We start from the raw sequence: 15,650 nt of genomic DNA on the forward strand, positions 1-15,650 counted from the left end.
CCATGACCATCGAAAAGATGCACAGAAGGACCACCGAACGCCTCGCCTTCGCGGAGCACCAGACCCTGAAAGCGCGCAAAGGGAAGCTCCACAAGACCCGCCGTGGGCAACGTGAGGAGTTCGCCGTATGAAGGGCCACAAAGCTGACATTCTCATCGTGGACGACGTAGAGGTGCCGAAGCCCTCCGTCGAGACCCAGTCCGAACAAGGCCAGATCAGCGTCCGCGTCGAGTGGTCCCGCCGAGACAAGGTGACCATCCAGTTCGACACCATCCTGACCATCATGGGCGTCCAAACCCGTACAACCGAACTCATGGATCGCCGGGCCATCAAGGCGTTCAAGGGAGCCTTCGGGAACATCGAGCAGCGGTGCCGCCTACTCGCTGACCAGAAGACCCAGGCAGTTTCCACCGCCCTCCGCAACTCCCTCGCCATGCTCATTCAGTCCCGCCACGTCAAGGAGACCAACTGATGGCCGTACAAGAAGTGATCCTGAAGACCAATCCCGCTGGCCCGGTGGACTACTCCGAGAAGGCCATCAAGAAGGCCCTGGATGCCTCCTACCTGATCGCTGATACCAAGGTCGATGGCGTGCAGTTGAATCTCGTGGCTCCCTCCAGCGGCTTCATTCAGTTCCTCAGCCGCGCAGGTAAATACCTACCAGCAATCCAGAGTTCCGCCGTGGCCATGCACCTCGGGGATGGGTTCGCGAAGCTCCGCGTGGACGACACCTGCATCTACCCGAACGGCTTCATGCTCCAAGCAGAGATCGTCACCCCCGGCCAGCCCGCTGAGGTCACCGCAGGCAATCTTCGCCGTAAGTCGGTCCCGCTGGACCTGAGCAGCATCGAGGTTCACGTCTTTGGCGTGGTGCCCCTGGATGTCGTCGAGTCCGGTAAGGATCACGATGTCACCCACGCGATCATGAAGTACCACGTCGAGGCCATGACGGCGTTGCTCCAGAAGCACGTCCCCCAGATTGCTTGGAAGGTCGTCGAGTCCGTGGATGTGTTCACCTACGAAGAACTCCAGCGGGTCTACGGGGTTCGCCGGGAGGAGGGCCAGGAAGGTCTGGTCCTCAAGGACCCGCTCGCCATCTGGAAGCGCGGCAAGAAGGTCGGTCAATGGAAGATGAAGCCCGAAGACACCATCGACGGCATCGTGCAGGGGCTCATCTGGGGCACCCCTGGCCTCGGCAACGAAGGCAAGGTGATCGGCTTCGAGGTGCTGCTGGAAGACGGCCATGTGGTGAACGCCTGTGGCCTCACCCAGGCCCAGAAAGACGAGTTCACTGACGCTGTGGCTGAATGGGAACAGCTCGACAAGAAGACAGGAGGGCTCCACGTAACACCGAAGCCGTACATCGACTGGGCCGTTGAGGTGTCCTTCATGGAGCGCTTCAAGGACGGCTCCCTGCGGCACCCGAGCTTCAGCCGCTGGCGTGGCATCAGCGATCCACTGGTCAAGGAGTAGCCCATGCGAATGCGGAAAGTGAAGCCCCTGATTCCTCCAGTCATTGAGGTCAGGGCAAGCGGCTTCATTCTGGAGAACCTAAAGCTGCGCAAGGAACACTTTGATGAGATTGCGGCGTGCTGCCGGAGTCGCAGGGAGCTTCAAGCCACCTGTGCCAGCGCTGCTGAGGTAGTTCCCACCGCCATGAAGGCCGAGGAAGTACTTGATGGACTGAGGCTGTCCGCCTGGATGACCTGCATTACTGTGGTCCTCGTCGTGGCTCTCACGACCTGGGCCTGTTTAGCGTAGGGATTCAACCAACCCGCGCCCTGATGGTAACCTTCGGGTCTCACCAGCAGGAGCGCGCCATGGAAGTCACCACGGGAGGATTCATCTTGATCGGCATCGTTACGTTGATCGTAGTGGTTTGCCTCTACGACTCCGACTGGAAACGGAAGCTCATGAAGCCCCGATAGTCACTATCCGCAGCTCCACCCAAAGGGTCGGCTCTTAACAGGGTCGGCCCTTTTGTTTGTCCATTTACTTAGCGCGCAAAAAGTTAGCTCGTCGGTTTTCTCCAGCAAAAACCCTCACTGGTAGCGACACACATCCGCCAACCAGTTCGAAAGGAGAACCGACACATGGATAGTCCCGCCGTTTACCTGCACCACAACAGGGGCGTCAAAGCCCTCAAGTTCACCCTCCGCTTCGACCGAGCCATCAACTTCGTCAGCACCAAGGCCTTCAACGGCGTGGCAGTTGATAACGTCGATGGCCGCACCTTCCTGATCACCAAAGGCCTCTGCCAGACCGTAGAGCGCCTGGGCCGCATCAAGCTCGTTCCTTATACCGGCCGCTTCCCGCGCCTCGCTCTCATCTGGCGCCGTGTGCTGGAGGTGGTCCGTGGCTGATCACAACGATGTTCGTGGTGTGGCCCTGGAGAAGGGCGCCAGTGTTGTCTTCTGCCTCGCTGGTAGCTGCAAGCGCATGCGTGTCGGCACCGTAACTCGGGTCCTCCCGAAGACGGTTGAGATCGGCTACCAGCTCGACCCCCGTCGTGGCACCGAGTACGTCTTCCGCAGCCCGGAGGATGTGGCCCGTGTCTAAGCCGATCCTCGCCCTCAACAGCATCCGTGGGAAGTCCGGCAAGGACACCCTCATCGAGCACATCGAAGCCAACGGCCTGAAGGTCCACCGCGTGGCCTTTGCGGACACCTTGAAGCGTGCCTGTGCCGAGGCCCTGGCAGGCGCTCACCGCTACCTTGCCGAATCCCTGGAGCGCGAAATGCACTCCGCACAAAAGGACCGAGAAGGTAGTGGGCTGTCCATCAATGCAATTCCCCTCAGCGGCTACAAGAACTGGCTGGTGGGGCACACGAAGCATCAATGCGATGAGCCCCGTTCGCTCCGCTGGCACCTTCAGCAGTACGGCACGGGCTACGTCCGGGGTCACCTGAAGAAGCCGGGCCACTGGCTGGACCAGGGGTGCCTCGAAGTCCTCAACGGCCAATCTGACCCCTCGGTGGATGTCGTTGTGGTCACCGATATGCGCCTGCCCAACGAGTACGAGCGGATGTCCCTGGCTGGGGCTCACCTGATCCGCATCGTCCGCAACTGGCACGTCCCCGAAGTGGACACCGTGCCCTACCACGAATCCGACATCGCCCTCCTGGCCCACGCCTTCGACGCCCTTGTGGTGAACGAATGGGGCCGCCCGGAAGACATGTTCAAGCAAATCGAGAGGTTCCTATGAGCAAGGAAGCACTGCGCCTCTACAAGGCGACCGTAAAGATCAACTTCCAGTCCGAGGAGGTCCCCGTGTGGGCCGAAGACCTCGACGCGGCCCTGGAGCAGGCAGAAGCCGAGTACGGCGAGGTGGATCGCATCCGCCCAGCGTTCACCCCGGTGGCCGTATGAAGTGCGGCCTCCTGTTCAACTGGCGCAGCCTCTGGTTCGGCGCCCACTACTCGACCTTCAACAAGCGCGTCTGCATCAACCTGATCCCCTGCGTGACCTTCTGGGTCTGCGGCAAGGGCGGCAACGTGCCTCACAAGGAGTACCGCTGATGACGCAAGACGAAAAGGACCTGCTCTGGCTGCAATGCCTGGAAAACGCAGGCGTAGACAACTGGTCCGGCATTGATCACGCCCGCGATGAATACCGCAAGGCCCTGAAAGAGCTGGGCGAGGAGGAAGACTGATGCGCCGCGCCCAAGGTAAACCCCGTGCCAAGCCTGATGGATACCTGCACCTCCAGAACTTCGCTGTGACCAAGGCATCCGGCCTGGCCGGCGCCCTGTTCAACCACCTGATGGAACCCCGCCAGAAGGTCATCGTTGAGGCCGCTTTGCTGGAACTCGCCCAGAAGCAGGACCTGACTACCCACCCGCGCCCCGTGGCGGTCTTCACCGAAGCCCATGACTGCTATCGGTTCGACAAGGAGTTCCTTGCTACCGCTTTCAAGCCGGTCGTTTACGGCACCTACCGCCTCATCCGGCGCAACGCCTCGGAGCAGATGTCCATCGCGATCAACCGCGAGTACCTGCAAACCGAGAAAGCCAAGGTGCGCTGGCCGTGAGCTGGGGGCCCATGGTTCTTGGGCTCTGCGTTGTCCTCGTGATCTTCATGGTCTGGCTGGACGAGCCCAAAAACCCTCACTGATAGCGACACCCGCAACACCAAAACTCACACAAGGAGAATTCGATGAGTTCCAAACCCAAGAAGGAAATTCTGTTCACCTCGGTCGGCACCGTGGAGCCCTACGCGTACCTCACCAAGCCCGACTTCGGGCGTGACAGCTTCGCCTCCGAGCGCGGCAAGTACAAACTGTCCCTGACCCTGCCGGCCAAGGCAGCCCAGGCGCTGGTCAAGAAGATCACCGACATCCACGAAGCCGACTACGAGGCCCGCGTGGCTGAGTTCGAAGAGAAGCGCGCGGAGCTGCTGAAGAAGCTGCCCCGTGGCAAGAAGCTGCTGGAACCCTATGCCGGCGAGCTGCCTTTCTTCGAGAACGATGACGGCACTGTGACCTTCAAGTTCGTCTCCTGGGCGAGCTACGAGAAGGAAGGCGAGACCATCCCGCTTCCGCTGAAGATCGTGGACGCCAAAGGCAAGGCCATCACCAAGGCCCCGAACATCTCGGGCGGCTCCGAGGGCAAGGCCCGCTTCTCCATCTTCCCGTATGGCTGGAACGCCTCCGTAGGCTGCTCCGTCAAGCTCCAGCTGGAAGGCTTCATGCTCACCAAGCTCGTCGAGTTCGGCGGTGATGGCGATGAATGGGGCGGCCAGGAAGAAGAAGACGGCTACGTGGCCGGCGACTCCAAAGGCAGCGACCGCGAAGACGACTCGTGGGACGGCGAGCCGGACGCTGACGCCGATGACGGCGACTTCTAATGCCCGCTGTTCGCAGCCGAGCGTATGCCCGTAAGAAGGCAGCAGGCACCGCTGTAACCGCCTACCGCTCCGGCCTTGAGGAAAAGATTGCTGCCCAGTTGGAGGCTGAAGGTCTCCCTGTGGTCTTCGAGCAGTTCAAGCTGAAGTACGTGGTCCCGGCCCGTGAGGCCACCTACACGCCGGACTTTGTCCTGCGCAATGGGATCATCGTGGAGTCCAAAGGCATCTTCGATGTCGAGGACCGAAAGAAGCACCTCCTGATCCGTGAGCAATACCCGCAACTGGAAATCCGGTTCGTCTTCTCGTCCTCCCGGTCGAAGCTCTACAAGGGCTCCAAGACCACCTATGCGGAGTGGTGCGAGAAGAACGGCTTCGAGTTCGCTGACAAGCTGATCCCGGCCGCATGGCTCCGTGAGAAGTCCCGTCCGATCCCTGAAGGCATCCTCATTGCCAAGGGCGGTGATTGATGGGCGTCCAGTTCAAACCACGAGTTACCACGAAGTTCCTCGTTGTCCACTGCGCGGCCACCAAGCCGACCATGGATATCGGCCTTCGTGAAATCCGGCAGTGGCACCGTGAGCGGGGCTGGCTGGACATCGGCTACCACTACGTCATCCGTCGAGATGGCACCGTTGAGGTAGGCCGACCGCAGAACGTCATCGGCGCACACGTCGAGGGCCACAACAGTGAGTCCCTGGGCATCTGCATGGCCGGTGGTATCGACGCATCGGGGAAACCCGAGAACAACTTCACCGCTGCCCAGTTCGAGTCCCTTCGGGCTCTGCTGGACAAGCTCAAGGCTGACTACCCGTCCGCCCGGATCGTAGGTCACCGAGACCTCGACCCCAAGAAAGCCTGCCCGTCCTTCGACGTGGCTTCCTGGCTCTAACCGACCCTGAAGGCGCACCTGTCACCCATTCCTTGGGAGGCGGCTCTGCGCCTTCAGCTTTTCAAGGGAGTGACCAAATGATCAACCGTGCGAGCCTCCAACAAGCCTTCGACCTTCTGGACTACCTGAAGGGCCGTGGCGTTGAGGCCATCATTGCGGGCGGCTGTGCCCGTGACATCTTCTTCGGTGTGAAGCCTAAGGACATCGACATCATCGTGGTGGATTCGTCGATGGAAACCGTAGGACTCCTTCTGGCAGAGGCGAATGTTGCCGCCGTAGGGTTCCACATGTACCGAGGTGAAGAGACCTCCGACCGCATCGTCGGCGGCTACAAGCTTTCCGGTGCTGACATCGACGTTCTGGTCTACCGCTGCCATACCGTCTCCGAGGCCATCGACGCCTTCGACTTCAACCTGAACCAGTTCGCCATCGTAGACAGCCGCAACGGCATCGACGGTGCCTATGTCCGCTTCGTGGGCAAGCACCATTGGGGCCAGCTCGTGGCTGTCCGTGAGGACGCCTCAGCCTCCCGTCGTGGTCGCATGTTCGACAAGTACATCGACCTGATCCCTCGCCGAGCGACTGCGGAGCCGGTCAACGAGGCTCCCGTAGGGGGCGCTGATGGCGTTTTCTGAACGGGACCAGACCGAGAGTGAATTCCTCCAGCACGTACCTTGTGAAAACTGTGGCTCTTCGGATGCGAACTCGCTTTACACCGATGGTCATCAGTTTTGCTTCGCTTGCGACGAGTATGTCCCTGGAGATGGCGGAGAGGGGCGTACTCGCAGCGCTCCTAAGGTTGCTGATGGCTGCCTGGAGTTCCAAAAGAGCGAAGGCAAGTTCGTCGACTTCCCGACCCGTGGACTCCTGAAGGACATCTGCAAGAAATACGGGTACTGGGTCGGCAAGACCAACGGCGTTACCTACCAGATCGCCAACTACTACAGCGAGGACGGAACCCTCGTAGGCCAGAAGCTCCGCGACAAGGACAAGAACTTCAAAGCCAAGGGCGAGATGGGCAAGGATTTGCTCTTCGGGCGCCACTTGTGGAACGGCGGAAAGAAGATCGTCATCACGGAAGGTGAGATCGACTGCCTGACCGTGGCCCAGCTCCAGGGCGGCAAGTACCCGGTGGTCTCCATACCGCAGGGCGCGAAGTCAGCCAAAGCCTGTATCGCTGCGAACTACGAATACCTCGACCAGTTCGACGAGATCATCCTCATGTTCGACATGGATGAGCCCGGGCGAGCTGCTGCGCAGGAAGCCGCCGAGGTATGCCCCGCAGGGAAGGCCAAGATCGCCGTCCTGCCGCTCAAGGATGCCAACGAGTGTCTTCTGGCGAGCCAAGGAAAGGCCGTCATGGATGCCATCTGGAACGCCTCTCCGTTCATCCCGGACGGTGTGGTCTCCGCGAAGAGCCTGAAGGCGCGCGTCAAGGAAAAGAAGGTAGCCCCAACGATCCCGCTCAGCGCCCCTGAGGAACTGCGCGCTATGACGAAGGACGCCAGGGAAGGCGAGCTGCTTTTGGTTACCTCCGGGTCTGGCTCAGGGAAGAGCACCTTCGTCCGCCAGAACACCTACAACTGGTTCCACAAGCAGGGCATCAACGTAGGCGTGGCGATGCTGGAGGAGGCCGTTGAAGAGACGGTCCAGGACCTCGTGGGTCTACACCTCAAGACCCGCTACAGGCAGAACCCGGAGGCCACCACGGAGGAAGCCTTCGACGCTGCCTTCGACGAAATCTTCGAGTCCGACCGGCTGTTCCTCTACGACTCCTTCGCGGAATCCGTGGAAGACCGCCTGATCGCCAAGCTGCATTACATGGTCAAGGCGCAGGGCTGCAAGGTCATCGTCCTCGATCACATCAGCATCGTCGTGTCTGCCATGGATGACAACTCGGACGAGCGCAAGACCATCGACCGCCTCATGACCAAGCTCAAGGCGTTCGCCAAGGCCAACAGCATCCTCATGGTGGTCATCTGCCACCTCAAGAACCCCGAGAAGGGCACCCCTCACGAGGAAGGTCGCGTCATCAAGGTGACCGACCTCCGTGGCTCCGGCTCTCTGCGCCAGCTCTCGGACACCATCATCGCCGCTGAACGGAATCAGCAAGGCGAGAACCCCAACGTCGTCCTATTCCGCGTCCTCAAGTGCCGCTTCACCGGATACACCGGGGTCGCTGGCTACATGCTCTACAGCCCACAGACCGGCTGGCTTGAAGCGATGCCCAGTGGATGGGCTCCCGAAAGCACCGGTTGGGAAGGGCAAGAGGAAGAAGGCGGGGGCGATTTCTGACCAACACAAGGAGTACCCAATGTTTCTGATCAAAGCTTACCGCTGGACCATCCATCGCCTGCACACCGCGATCCTCAAAGCCGCTGAGCTGAAGGAGCGCGAAGCTGACCTCGCCGCGAAAGCTGCCGCTGCCCTCAAGGCCAAGCAGCTCGAACTCCAGGCCGAGGCCGCCTCCCTGGAAGCCGAAGCGGCTCGCATCAAGCCCCTCCTGGGTTAATGCCTCGGGAGCCTTCACGGATTGAGGACTCCCCTGAGATCAACCACAGCAAGGAGCACCCATGCTCGTCTCCGACATCGAGACGGATGGGCTTCTTGAGGATGTCACCAAGTTCCACTGCGGCGTCACCATCGACTTCTTCTCCCGAGAGGTCACCAAGTACCGACCGAATGACTTCATCGCATACATCAAGGCCCTGGAGGCCGAGGCTGCCAAGCCTGATGGTCTGATCGTTTTCCATAACGGCATCAAGTACGACCACCCCGCACTCGACAAACTCAAGCGAGCCCTTACCGGCAAACGCCTGAACATCCCCCGCCAGCGCGTCTTCGACACCCTCGTAGGTTCCCGCCTTGTGTACGCGAACATCCGCGACCGAGATGGGGCCTTGCTGCGCTCCGGGAAGCTACCTGGGAAGCTCTTCGGCTCCCACTCGTTGAAAGCCTGGGGCTACCGCCTGGGTGTCCTGAAGGGCGCCTACGGCGAGCAGGAGAACGCCTGGGCGGTCTTCACCGAGGAGATGCTGGACTACTGCGTGCAGGACGTTCAGGTCACGACTCTGCTGATGGAGAAAATCATCAGCGATCCGCACTACTTCCCGAACGTTGCACCCAACGGCGAAGCCTGGATGGGCATGCACGCGGTCCGCCTTGAGCACCAGTGCGCATGGACCCTTGCCCAGATGGAGCGGAACGGCTTCCCCTTCAACCAGAAGGGCGCCGAGAAGCTGTTTGTGGAGCTGGCAGGACGCCGCTCCGATCTCCTGATGAAGCTCATCCGCACCTTCGGGTCGTGGTATGCGCCCAAGGGAGGCACTGAGTTCTTCAAGCACCCGAAGACCGGAAAGCCGCTGGAGAAGTACCCAAGGGTCAAGTACCCGAAGGTCGGCGGTATCTGGGTCGGGGAGGGCAAGAAGAGGCGCAAGGATAAGCGCCCCACCATGGAAGGTGCGCCCTATACGCCCATCGAGCACATCACGTTCAACCCCGCGTCCCGTCCGCACCTCATCAGGGTCCTCAAGATCGCTGGGTGGGTGCCGGTGGACTTCACCGACAACGGTGCCCCGGTGGTGGACGATGAGGTCCTTGAGCACGTCAAGGTGGCGGACCCCAAGGCTCAGGCTGCAATCGAGCTGGTCCGCGAATACCTGATGATCCAGAAGCGCATCGGCCAACTGGCTGAAGGCGATAACGCATGGATGCGTCTGGTGGGTAAGGACGGCTTCATGCATGGCTCGGTGAACCCGAATGGGGCGGTCACAGGACGTGCCACCCATGCCTACCCGAACATGGGCCAAGTGCCCAGCGGGACGGCGCCTTATGGGCCGGAATGCCGAGACCTCTTCGGGGCCATATACGCCCGACATCTCCCAGGATGGCAGGAAGCCGTCCAAGTGGGCATCGACGCGTCCGGCCTGGAGCTTCGCTGTCTGGGACACTTCGGGGTTCCTTTCGATGGCGGCCAGTACGCTGAGACCGTCCTGAACGGGGACATCCACTGGGTCAACGGCATTGCCGCTGGCATCTGCCCGGATGAGCCCAGGGACAAACACAACGAGTACCACGAGGCCAGGAGGGCCATCGCCAAGACCTTCATCTACGCGTTCCTGTACGGGGCCGGTGATGCCAAGGTCGGCGGGTTCGTGGGAGGCGGTAAGGCTGAAGGTAAGGCACTCAAGAAGTCCTTCCTTGAGAACACCCCGGCGATCTCAGGGCTACGGACAGCCCTGGAGGAATCGCTCATCGAGTCGCAGCGATGGAACGCAGCGCTCAAGAAGTTCGACATCAAGTGGAAGCGGCGCTGGATCAGGGGCCTGGATGGCCGAAAGATTCACGTCCGCTCCCCGCACTCCGCGCTCAACTCCCTGCTCCAGTCTGCCGGCGCCCTCGTCTGCAAAGCCTGGGTGGTCGAGCTGGAGCGCCTGCTCATGGAAGAGCACGGGCTGACCCATGGATGGGACGGCGACTTCTGCTTCATGGCTTGGGTCCACGACGAGGTTCAACTCGCAGCCCGAACCTCGGCAATCGCCGAAATCCTCAAGGACGCTGGCCAGCAGGCCATGCGCAACGTCCAGCAACTCTTCAATTTCCGCTGCCAACTCGACACCGAAGCCAAGACCGGTGGGACGTGGCGCGACTGCCACTAAGGAGGACTCATGTCCAAATCGTTCAATCTCAAGGTGTCCTTCAATCTCCGCGCCACGGTACCCGATGAGGATATCAAGAGCGCGCTGCGTGACCTTGAGGACTACCGAGCCGGCAAGGGGCTGGCGAAGAACCACCAAGCTGAGGCGATGGTTCAGGCTTACGACGCTGGTGGTATCGATGCGCTGCTGGCCACGGCCTTCAAGTTGCAGTTCCGTGAGCTGCGCTCCCTGGTCATGGAGACGGCTGAGGGCTCCGATCTCCACCACTTCTCGCCGTTCCATGTGGAGATCACTCCGCGTGGATGAATACCTCAAGGTCCTCTTCACGATGAAGATGGAACCGAAAACCTTCAAATCGAACTACGCCAGGGACCACGCCCCAGAGATCGCAGAAGCGGCCTCTCGGGGCCACCTGACGTGCCTCAATGGCTGTGGGATCAACTCCGGGGTCTGGATCGTGACCGCCCTCGGGGTTCGTCTCCTCAAGCAACACGGGAGGATCGTGTGAATCTCTGCAAGGACTGCAAACACTTCGCCCAGGAGGGCAACGTAACCAACTGCAACGCCACGGCTATCAGCCTGATCGACGGTGTTGCGCGCTTCTCCATGGACCACTGCTCGAAGGCTCGTAGTCGCAATGGCCGTTGTGGCCTGGATGGCCGGCTGTATGAGCCGGTGGAGCTGATCGAGACCACCGCTGAGCCTGCCCAGGATGGCGCCGTGAAGCCGGGCCGAAAGCCCCGCACCCCGAAAGCCCCGAAGGAGACCGCTGATGTCCAAGCAGAGTAAGCGCATTGCGCTCCTGCTGGATGGCGACTACCTCCTGTTTTCCGCAATGTCCGCCTCCGAGAACGAGGTGGACTGGGGGGACGACATGTGGACCCTGGAGTGCGACCACAACAAGGCTCGGGCCATCCTGCGTTCCACCATCCGTGGAATCCGTGAGCGCCTGAAGGAGTTCAATAACGCCGAGCTGGTCATGGTCTTCTCGACCGCCAACGGCGACGACAACTGGCGCAAGCAGGTCCTCGGCTCCTACAAGGCCAACCGGAAAGGCAAGCGCAAGCCTGTCGGATATCCGGCGCTGCTGAAGGAGCTGCTGAACAACGAGGGCGACTGGGGCTTCTACCGGACGTTCCAGTGGGACGGCCTGGAGGGTGACGACGTGCTCGGCATCCTGGCGACCAACCCTGGGTATCTGGACGTTGACGAAGCGATCCCGGTGTCCTGCGACAAGGACTTCAACACCCTGCCTGGGCGCTTCTACTGGCTGACCAACAACAAGGTGGTCACCAACACGCTCGCTGAGGCCAACCGCTGGCACATGTATCAAGCCATCAAAGGCGACACCACGGACGGCTACGGCGGTATCCCAGGTGTTGGCGAGCAGGTCGATGGGGTTCCTCTGCTGGAGTGGCTGGATAACCCGACCTACTTCTACCAGACCACCAAGACCCTGAAGTCCGGCCCACGGAAGGGCCAAGAGGTCACTCAATGGGTCTCTAAGGCCCTGAACCCGGACGATGGCCTGTCCAAGTGGGACTGCGTGGTCTCCCTGGCAAACCGCCAAGGCATGGCCGAGGAAGATCTTATCGTCCAGGCCCAGGTAGCCCGAATCCTGCGCACCGACGACTTCTGCTGGGAAACCAAGCGACCCATCCCATGGCTGCCGAAAGGCCGCCCCCGCGCTGTTCTGCCCGCGTAACCAAGGCTGATCTCCCAGGACCCTACAAAACCCCTCACTCGTAGGGGAGGGTCCTGTGGGATGAAACCTTCATGACCAACCCAAAGGAGGCGAAATGCTCTCCGTTCTACAGCACCACTTTGATAACCCCGAAGACATCCCAGCGATCCCGGAGTCCTCCTCGCAGTTTCTACAGGCACGCCTCAATCCGGCCTACCTGATGCGAGTGGGTGTCCTGGCCGATCTACGCCGGGATGGCTTCTCCGAACAGGCAATTCTGGGCTTCCTCGAAGGAGTGAACGCCGCAATCGAGGTCATCGAACTGATGGAGGATGCCCAAGCCCAGCGCCTGGAAGACCAACAAGTTTCATAGGGAGGTTCCATGTGTTTTGGCAGCAAGGTGAAGACACCTAAGGTCAACACGAACCCGCCAGCGCCCGAGCCGGTCCTCGAAGAGGAACCCAAGGGCATTGATTTCGGTGGTGAGGACTCCGGTTCCGAGAGTGCATCTGAGGATGACACCAAGACCGGGAAGATCACCAAGATCGAGCGGGAAGGGGAGTCCACGGACGTCCCCAGCGCTTTGTCCACTGCGTCCAGCAGCAAGCGCAAGAAGTCCACCATGAGCAGCGCGGCGGTTCGCAAGAGCCTGACGAAGCGCTCGGGTGCCCAGTAACCCAAAAGCCAGGAGGGCGAAATGGGACTGAAGAAAGCAATCAAGAAGGTCGTGAAGTCCGTAGGCGCTGGAGGCGCACTACTGGGCGGTGGCGACGACAAGAAGAAGGCCGCAGCAGCCGTAGAGACCCCAGCACCGGCCCCCGCCGCACAAGTAGTGGAGGCACCTAAAGAGGACTCGACCGAAGTCGATGAGTCCACCGAGAGCGCCAAGAAGGCGGCTCGGGCCCGAGGTAAGCGCGGCTTGTCCGTGGCTCGGTCGTCCGGTAGCGGTCTGAACATCTAAGGAGGCGCCCCATGGCTGAAGCCAGACAAGGCTTCGGCGCTAATGGTGCGAAAGCGACATACGACAAGCTGGTCAACGACCGTGCTCCGTATGAAACACGAGCGGAGAACTGTGCCAAGTACACGATCCCTGCGTTGTTCCCAAAGGCGTCCGATAACGCCTCCACAGACTACACAACCCCGTGGCAAGCAGTAGGTGCCCGAGGCCTCAACAACCTGGCGTCCAAGCTGATGCTCGCGTTGTTCCCCCTGGCGCCCTGGATGCGCCTCACCATCTCCGAGTTCCAAGCCAAGCAGCTCCTCGCCGACCCCCAAGGCCTCGCCAAGGTGGACGAAGGACTGTCCATGGTCGAGCGGATTCTGATGGCCTTCATGGAATCGAACAGCTTCCGTCCGACGTTCTTCGAGTTGCTGAAGCAGCTTGTGGTCGCCGGTAACGGTCTGCTCTACATCCAAGAGCCTGAGCCCAACAAGCTGAACACACCGAAGCTCTACAAGCTGTCCCAGTACGTTTGCCAGCGAGACCCCTACGGGAACGTCCTTCAGGTCGTCACCGTGGATAAAGTCGCCTTCGCGGCTCTTCCGGAGGACGTGAGGAACAGCCTGGACGGTGAGCACGAGCCGGACGAGGAGATGAGCGTCTACACCCACGTCTACCTCGACGACGAGTCGGGTGACTACCTGAGCTACCAAGAGATTGAAGGCCAGGAAGTTGAGGGTTCGGATGGTCAATACCCGGCCACCGCTTGCCCCTGGATTCCCGTCCGCTACGTGAAGATGGACGGTGAGCACTACGGGCGCTCCCACTGCGAGGAGTACCTGGGTGACCTGCGTTCCCTGGAGAACCTGACGGAGAGCATTGTGAAGTTCGCCATGATCTCCTCGAAGGTGATCGGGATGGTGAACCCCAACGGAATCACCCAGGTCCGCAGGCTCGTTAAGGCCCAGACGGGTGACTTCGTGCCGGGCCGTAAGCAGGACATTGAGTTCCTGCAACTGGAGAAGGCGGCTGATTTCTCGGTAGCCAAGAACGTAGCGGATGCCATTGAGGCCCGCCTGTCGTTCGCCTTCATGCTGAACTCTGCCGTGCAACGCACTGGCGAGAGGGTGACCGCTGAAGAGATTCGCTATGTGGCTGGGGAGCTGGAGGACACCCTCGGGGGCGTCTACTCGATCCTCTCCCAGGAGCTTCAGCTTCCCATCGTTCGAGTCTTGCTGGTTCAGCTCCAGGCGACCTCCATGATCCCAGACCTGCCCCGCGAGGCCATCGAGCCGACCGTAAGCACCGGCATGGAAGCCCTGGGCCGTGGTCAGGACCTCGACAAGATCAACCGCTTCATCTCGGCCATCGCACCTCTGGGCCAGATGCAGGACCCGGACCTCAATACGAGCAACCTCAAGATGCGTATTGCGAACGCTCTGGGCCTGGACACCGCTGGTCTCCTCAAGACCGAGACGGACCGCGCCATGGAGCAGGCGAAGCAGATGGTTGCCGAGGGCGGCTCCGCGATTGCTCAAGGGGTCGGCGCTGGGGTCGGCGCACAAGCCACTTCCAGCCCCGAAGCGATGCAGCAGGCCATGGATACGGCTGGCATCGAGCCCCGGCCTCTGGGCTAACAAAAACCCTCACTGATAGCGACACACGGGACACCCGCAAAGGTGCATTCCTGAGCGCCCGTGTGTCCGTCTATCAACCAACACGGAGTACCTAATGACTGACATTTATGCCCAGTTCGGCGTTAACAACGCAGTGATTTCCTCGGCTGACATCGCTGAGCACGAACAGAACATGCTCGCCCTCAACGTAGACGCCCGTGATGGCGATGACGCCCTGACCATTGAAGAGGTCCAGGGGGAGGTCGAAGAGGAGCTGGAGGAAGAGCCCAGTGAGGCTGGCGATGAAGAGTCCGAAGGTGATCAAGGCGATGACCTGGGCGATGAAGTAGAGCTGCTGCCCGAGGCCACCGATGAGCTGAAGGAAGCCAGCCAGAAGCTGTCCCAGTACGCAGACGGCTTCACCGAGCTTCGTGATCAGGCCATCAAGAACGGCCTCACGGAGGCCATGGCCGCCCAGATCGAGACTGAGTATGAGTCTGAGAACGGTCTGTCGGAATCCTCCTACAAGGCCCTCGAAGCGGCTGGCTACTCTCGGAACTTCGTCGACAGCTACATCCAGGGCCAAGAGTCCATCGCGAACCAGTTCGTCTCCCAGATCGTGGAGTACGCAGGTGGTAAGGATCGCTTCGACAAGATCATGAAGCACATGGAGGCCAGCTCCCCGGAGTCGGTTGAATCCCTGCATGAGGCCATGGAGCGCCAGGACCTCAAAGCGATCCGCACGATCATCAACCTGGGCATCCAGAGCCACACCAAGAAGTTCGGCAAAGCACCGGCCCGCAACGTCGCAAAGGCAGCTCCTGCCGTTCCAGCCAAGCGTTCCGCCCCTTCCGTCCAGGGCTATGAGACTCGCCAAGAAATGGTCGCCGACATGAGCAAAGCGGAGTACCGGCTGGATGCCAACTTCCGCGCGAAGGTCGAGGCACGGGTAGCCGCAAGCACCTTCTGACCGCTCAGCAAAAACCCTCACTTTAAGGACACATCGACGTCTTCGGGTA

26 protein-coding genes are annotated in these 15,650 nt (G+C 60.7%); all 26 read left to right on the top strand.

Annotated features, from left to right (window positions below):
- Positions 1–2: 2 nt before the first annotated feature.
- The 26 genes from WFQ67_RS10085 (at position 3) to WFQ67_RS10210 (ending at position 15,601) form a co-directional block, all read left to right on the top strand.
- Positions 3–131: a hypothetical protein gene (locus WFQ67_RS10085; RefSeq protein WP_337056733.1), complete on the top strand. Its 129-nt coding sequence runs from the start codon at positions 3–5 to the stop codon at positions 129–131.
- Positions 128–472 carry a hypothetical protein gene (locus WFQ67_RS10090; RefSeq protein ID WP_337056734.1) on the top strand — a complete coding sequence of 115 codons (345 nt, stop codon included), beginning with the start codon at positions 128–130 and terminating at the stop codon, positions 470–472. The genes WFQ67_RS10085 and WFQ67_RS10090 overlap by 4 nt, the downstream gene beginning before the upstream one ends.
- A complete protein-coding gene (locus WFQ67_RS10095) occupies positions 472–1,473 on the top strand; it encodes an ATP-dependent DNA ligase (RefSeq protein ID WP_337056735.1) in 1,002 nt (333 codons plus the stop codon). Before WFQ67_RS10090 ends, WFQ67_RS10095 begins: the two co-directional genes overlap by 1 nt.
- 620 nt (positions 1,474–2,093) lie before the next feature.
- Positions 2,094–2,363 carry a hypothetical protein gene (locus WFQ67_RS10100; protein WP_337056736.1) on the top strand — a complete coding sequence of 90 codons (270 nt, stop codon included), beginning with the start codon at positions 2,094–2,096 and terminating at the stop codon, positions 2,361–2,363.
- Positions 2,356–2,559 carry a hypothetical protein gene (locus tag WFQ67_RS10105; RefSeq protein ID WP_337056738.1) on the top strand — a complete coding sequence of 68 codons (204 nt, stop codon included), beginning with the start codon at positions 2,356–2,358 and terminating at the stop codon, positions 2,557–2,559. Before WFQ67_RS10100 ends, WFQ67_RS10105 begins: the two co-directional genes overlap by 8 nt.
- Positions 2,552–3,205, top strand: a complete 654-nt coding sequence (locus WFQ67_RS10110; RefSeq protein ID WP_337056739.1) for a hypothetical protein — start codon at positions 2,552–2,554, stop codon at positions 3,203–3,205. Before WFQ67_RS10105 ends, WFQ67_RS10110 begins: the two co-directional genes overlap by 8 nt.
- Complete coding sequence (locus WFQ67_RS10115) at positions 3,202–3,369, top strand: host cell RNA polymerase inhibitor (RefSeq protein WP_337056740.1); 168 nt, start codon at positions 3,202–3,204, stop codon at positions 3,367–3,369. The genes WFQ67_RS10110 and WFQ67_RS10115 overlap by 4 nt, the downstream gene beginning before the upstream one ends.
- A complete protein-coding gene (locus WFQ67_RS10120; RefSeq protein ID WP_337056741.1) occupies positions 3,366–3,518 on the top strand; it encodes a hypothetical protein in 153 nt (50 codons plus the stop codon). The genes WFQ67_RS10115 and WFQ67_RS10120 overlap by 4 nt, the downstream gene beginning before the upstream one ends.
- On the top strand, positions 3,518–3,652 hold the full coding sequence (locus tag WFQ67_RS10125; protein ID WP_337056743.1) for a hypothetical protein: 135 nt from the start codon (positions 3,518–3,520) through the stop codon (positions 3,650–3,652). The genes WFQ67_RS10120 and WFQ67_RS10125 overlap by 1 nt, the downstream gene beginning before the upstream one ends.
- Entirely contained in the window at positions 3,652–4,029 is a 378-nt protein-coding gene (locus WFQ67_RS10130) for a hypothetical protein (protein ID WP_337056744.1), read from the top strand. Before WFQ67_RS10125 ends, WFQ67_RS10130 begins: the two co-directional genes overlap by 1 nt.
- 125 nt (positions 4,030–4,154) lie before the next feature.
- Positions 4,155–4,844 carry a single-stranded DNA-binding protein gene (locus WFQ67_RS10135; protein ID WP_337056746.1) on the top strand — a complete coding sequence of 230 codons (690 nt, stop codon included), beginning with the start codon at positions 4,155–4,157 and terminating at the stop codon, positions 4,842–4,844.
- The gene (locus WFQ67_RS10140) at positions 4,844–5,311 is read left to right on the top strand and encodes an endodeoxyribonuclease (protein ID WP_337056747.1); all 468 of its coding nucleotides are present in this window, start codon (positions 4,844–4,846) and stop codon (positions 5,309–5,311) included. The genes WFQ67_RS10135 and WFQ67_RS10140 overlap by 1 nt, the downstream gene beginning before the upstream one ends.
- Entirely contained in the window at positions 5,311–5,733 is a 423-nt protein-coding gene (locus tag WFQ67_RS10145; RefSeq protein ID WP_337056748.1) for a peptidoglycan recognition protein family protein, read from the top strand. Before WFQ67_RS10140 ends, WFQ67_RS10145 begins: the two co-directional genes overlap by 1 nt.
- 77 nt (positions 5,734–5,810) lie before the next feature.
- Positions 5,811–6,368 carry a hypothetical protein gene (locus WFQ67_RS10150; RefSeq protein ID WP_337056749.1) on the top strand — a complete coding sequence of 186 codons (558 nt, stop codon included), beginning with the start codon at positions 5,811–5,813 and terminating at the stop codon, positions 6,366–6,368.
- A complete protein-coding gene (locus WFQ67_RS10155; RefSeq protein WP_337056750.1) occupies positions 6,355–8,028 on the top strand; it encodes a DnaB-like helicase C-terminal domain-containing protein in 1,674 nt (557 codons plus the stop codon). Before WFQ67_RS10150 ends, WFQ67_RS10155 begins: the two co-directional genes overlap by 14 nt.
- A gap of 19 nt (positions 8,029–8,047) precedes the next feature.
- Positions 8,048–8,245 (top strand): hypothetical protein, encoded by a 198-nt coding sequence (locus tag WFQ67_RS10160; protein WP_337056751.1) that lies wholly within the window; start codon positions 8,048–8,050, stop codon positions 8,243–8,245.
- A gap of 61 nt (positions 8,246–8,306) precedes the next feature.
- Positions 8,307–10,391, top strand: a complete 2,085-nt coding sequence (locus tag WFQ67_RS10165; protein WP_337056752.1) for a DNA polymerase — start codon at positions 8,307–8,309, stop codon at positions 10,389–10,391.
- 9 nt (positions 10,392–10,400) lie between these two features.
- The gene (locus tag WFQ67_RS10170; RefSeq protein WP_337056753.1) at positions 10,401–10,697 is read left to right on the top strand and encodes a hypothetical protein; all 297 of its coding nucleotides are present in this window, start codon (positions 10,401–10,403) and stop codon (positions 10,695–10,697) included.
- On the top strand, positions 10,690–10,899 hold the full coding sequence (locus WFQ67_RS10175) for a hypothetical protein (RefSeq protein ID WP_337056755.1): 210 nt from the start codon (positions 10,690–10,692) through the stop codon (positions 10,897–10,899). Before WFQ67_RS10170 ends, WFQ67_RS10175 begins: the two co-directional genes overlap by 8 nt.
- Complete coding sequence (locus WFQ67_RS10180; RefSeq protein ID WP_337056756.1) at positions 10,896–11,180, top strand: hypothetical protein; 285 nt, start codon at positions 10,896–10,898, stop codon at positions 11,178–11,180. The genes WFQ67_RS10175 and WFQ67_RS10180 overlap by 4 nt, the downstream gene beginning before the upstream one ends.
- On the top strand, positions 11,164–12,096 hold the full coding sequence (locus tag WFQ67_RS10185) for a hypothetical protein (RefSeq protein WP_337056757.1): 933 nt from the start codon (positions 11,164–11,166) through the stop codon (positions 12,094–12,096). Before WFQ67_RS10180 ends, WFQ67_RS10185 begins: the two co-directional genes overlap by 17 nt.
- Before the next feature lie 94 nt (positions 12,097–12,190).
- Positions 12,191–12,448 carry a phage protein gene (locus WFQ67_RS10190; protein WP_337056758.1) on the top strand — a complete coding sequence of 86 codons (258 nt, stop codon included), beginning with the start codon at positions 12,191–12,193 and terminating at the stop codon, positions 12,446–12,448.
- A 9-nt stretch (positions 12,449–12,457) separates the two neighbouring features.
- Positions 12,458–12,751, top strand: a complete 294-nt coding sequence (locus WFQ67_RS10195; protein ID WP_337056759.1) for a putative phage head protein — start codon at positions 12,458–12,460, stop codon at positions 12,749–12,751.
- 21 nt (positions 12,752–12,772) lie between these two features.
- Positions 12,773–13,036 (top strand): hypothetical protein, encoded by a 264-nt coding sequence (locus tag WFQ67_RS10200; RefSeq protein WP_337056760.1) that lies wholly within the window; start codon positions 12,773–12,775, stop codon positions 13,034–13,036.
- A gap of 11 nt (positions 13,037–13,047) precedes the next feature.
- The gene (locus tag WFQ67_RS10205) at positions 13,048–14,652 is read left to right on the top strand and encodes a portal protein (protein WP_337056761.1); all 1,605 of its coding nucleotides are present in this window, start codon (positions 13,048–13,050) and stop codon (positions 14,650–14,652) included.
- Between the two features lie 94 nt (positions 14,653–14,746).
- Positions 14,747–15,601, top strand: coding sequence for a capsid assembly protein (locus WFQ67_RS10210; protein WP_337056762.1), 855 nt, complete (start codon positions 14,747–14,749; stop codon positions 15,599–15,601).
- The last annotated feature ends 49 nt before the right edge of the window (positions 15,602–15,650 follow it).

Source organism: Pseudomonas sp. USHLN015 (genome assembly GCF_037153275.1).
Taxonomy (GTDB): Bacteria; Pseudomonadota; Gammaproteobacteria; order Pseudomonadales; family Pseudomonadaceae; genus Metapseudomonas; species Metapseudomonas tohonis.

Bases quoted from the DNA above. Each gene is read 5' to 3' on its own strand.
- WFQ67_RS10095 (WP_337056735.1), top strand. From the start codon at position 472: ATGGCCGTACAAGAAGTGATCCTGAAGACCAATCCCGCTGGCCCGGTG.
- WFQ67_RS10140 (WP_337056747.1), top strand. From the start codon at position 4,844: ATGCCCGCTGTTCGCAGCCGAGCGTATGCCCGTAAGAAGGCAGCAGGC.
- WFQ67_RS10085 (WP_337056733.1), top strand. From the start codon at position 3: ATGACCATCGAAAAGATGCACAGAAGGACCACCGAACGCCTCGCCTTC.
- WFQ67_RS10210 (WP_337056762.1), top strand. From the start codon at position 14,747: ATGACTGACATTTATGCCCAGTTCGGCGTTAACAACGCAGTGATTTCC.
- WFQ67_RS10150 (WP_337056749.1), top strand. From the start codon at position 5,811: ATGATCAACCGTGCGAGCCTCCAACAAGCCTTCGACCTTCTGGACTAC.
- WFQ67_RS10185 (WP_337056757.1), top strand. From the start codon at position 11,164: ATGTCCAAGCAGAGTAAGCGCATTGCGCTCCTGCTGGATGGCGACTAC.
- WFQ67_RS10145 (WP_337056748.1), top strand. From the start codon at position 5,311: ATGGGCGTCCAGTTCAAACCACGAGTTACCACGAAGTTCCTCGTTGTC.
- WFQ67_RS10200 (WP_337056760.1), top strand. From the start codon at position 12,773: ATGGGACTGAAGAAAGCAATCAAGAAGGTCGTGAAGTCCGTAGGCGCT.
- WFQ67_RS10115 (WP_337056740.1), top strand. From the start codon at position 3,202: ATGAGCAAGGAAGCACTGCGCCTCTACAAGGCGACCGTAAAGATCAAC.
- WFQ67_RS10100 (WP_337056736.1), top strand. From the start codon at position 2,094: ATGGATAGTCCCGCCGTTTACCTGCACCACAACAGGGGCGTCAAAGCC.
- WFQ67_RS10170 (WP_337056753.1), top strand. From the start codon at position 10,401: ATGTCCAAATCGTTCAATCTCAAGGTGTCCTTCAATCTCCGCGCCACG.
- WFQ67_RS10165 (WP_337056752.1), top strand. From the start codon at position 8,307: ATGCTCGTCTCCGACATCGAGACGGATGGGCTTCTTGAGGATGTCACC.
- WFQ67_RS10195 (WP_337056759.1), top strand. From the start codon at position 12,458: ATGTGTTTTGGCAGCAAGGTGAAGACACCTAAGGTCAACACGAACCCG.
- WFQ67_RS10190 (WP_337056758.1), top strand. From the start codon at position 12,191: ATGCTCTCCGTTCTACAGCACCACTTTGATAACCCCGAAGACATCCCA.
- WFQ67_RS10205 (WP_337056761.1), top strand. From the start codon at position 13,048: ATGGCTGAAGCCAGACAAGGCTTCGGCGCTAATGGTGCGAAAGCGACA.
- WFQ67_RS10155 (WP_337056750.1), top strand. From the start codon at position 6,355: ATGGCGTTTTCTGAACGGGACCAGACCGAGAGTGAATTCCTCCAGCAC.
- WFQ67_RS10130 (WP_337056744.1), top strand. From the start codon at position 3,652: ATGCGCCGCGCCCAAGGTAAACCCCGTGCCAAGCCTGATGGATACCTG.
- WFQ67_RS10125 (WP_337056743.1), top strand. From the start codon at position 3,518: ATGACGCAAGACGAAAAGGACCTGCTCTGGCTGCAATGCCTGGAAAAC.
- WFQ67_RS10135 (WP_337056746.1), top strand. From the start codon at position 4,155: ATGAGTTCCAAACCCAAGAAGGAAATTCTGTTCACCTCGGTCGGCACC.
- WFQ67_RS10090 (WP_337056734.1), top strand. From the start codon at position 128: ATGAAGGGCCACAAAGCTGACATTCTCATCGTGGACGACGTAGAGGTG.
- WFQ67_RS10120 (WP_337056741.1), top strand. From the start codon at position 3,366: ATGAAGTGCGGCCTCCTGTTCAACTGGCGCAGCCTCTGGTTCGGCGCC.
- WFQ67_RS10160 (WP_337056751.1), top strand. From the start codon at position 8,048: ATGTTTCTGATCAAAGCTTACCGCTGGACCATCCATCGCCTGCACACC.